The sequence below is a fragment of the Xenorhabdus entomophaga genome (genome assembly GCF_037996725.1).
Lineage (GTDB): Bacteria > Pseudomonadota > Gammaproteobacteria > Enterobacterales > Enterobacteriaceae > Xenorhabdus > Xenorhabdus khoisanae.
The window spans coordinates 1-1,258 of sequence record NZ_JBBMXH010000247.1 but is presented as its reverse complement, the minus strand read 5'-3'; the positions used below and the strand labels follow the sequence as shown (position 1 = coordinate 1,258).

General features: G+C 45.4%; 1 protein-coding gene. It reads left to right on the top strand.

The genetic code is table 11. From position 1 onward, the window contains the following. Positions 1 to 1,244 (top strand): IS4 family transposase (locus AAC854_RS22535; RefSeq protein ID WP_422824130.1); only part of this gene is annotated, 1,244 nt, incomplete at its 5' end. Positions 1,245 to 1,258: the final 14 nt, after the last annotated feature.

The window sequence follows — 1,258 nt, the reverse complement described above, 5'->3', positions numbered from 1 at the left end:
ACCAGCTAATGCAATTCTTTAGTGACTTTTCTTTGCTAAAAGTGGCCTTGGGGTGTGGGTTCACTAAACGTGTCAGAAATATTGAGCCACGCACATTGCTCTTCAGCCTGATTGCCGCGCTCAGTACCGGTAAAATCACTGCCATTGCCCAATTACATCAGAAGTATAACGGCCTGTGCCCCGATCCCCGGCAGCAAGTCAGTTACCGTCCTTTTTACAATCAATTACGGAAACCTGCTTTTGAGGCGTTTATTAAAATTATCGTTCGATTTTTTATGGCCCAATGGGTCGAAAAACAGTTAGTCATACCTAAAAAATTAGCTAAATTTCAAAATGTTATTATACAGGATGGCAGCTCATTCAAGGTTCATCCTGCTCTCGCTGAGGTCTTTCCTTATCGGTTCAAAACCACGGCTGCTGCCGTTGAGTGTCACATGACGATGTCACTCTTCAGCCAAATGCCAACCCGCATGGCGATTACTGCCGACACCACGTCTGAACGGGCTTATTTGCCTGCTCCGGCAGAATTGCGGGGGCAACTTCTGCTTGCCGATGCGGGGTATCCTGATTTTAAGTATTTTGAACAACTCTCGCAGTCAGACGCGTCATTTATTGTCAGGGGGAAAAAATCCCTCAATCCTCGGATTGTTGCTGCGCACAACGGGCAAGGCAAACCCTTACCGAAACTGACCGGAAAAACCTTAAAAGACGTCACCCGCCGAATTAACCGTTCAGAGATTTTAGACCTCAGATGTCGGCGTGAGGGCTATGAATTTCGGATTATCCGCCGCTGGTTTGCAGAAGAAAAACGGTTCTGTATCTGGCTGACGAATTTGTCGCCAGAGGAATTTACGTCCAATGACATTATAGATATTTATCGCTGCCGCTGGCAGGTCGAGCTGTTATTTAAGGAATTAAAATCCCACACCAACTGGCAAGGTTTTGCCACCCGGAAAGAGTCATTGGTTACCGGACTTATCTGGTCAAGTTTGCTGGCTTTGTTGGTCAGGCGGACAATGGCAAGGCGGCTATTTCCTGACGTTTCGTTGCTTAAAGCCGCGCAAAATACGGACGTTTGGTTACGACCGATAATAGAAAATTTGCTGCAAAGGGCATGGTCAGAAACGTGCTTTTTGCTGGAAAAGGCCAGGGAGTACTTAGGTCAAAATGCCTTCAAAACACCACAAAGAAAATCATGTAAAAACAAGACATTGAATGCATGTTTTGAAAGACTTAATTATTAAGATCCTGTATATGA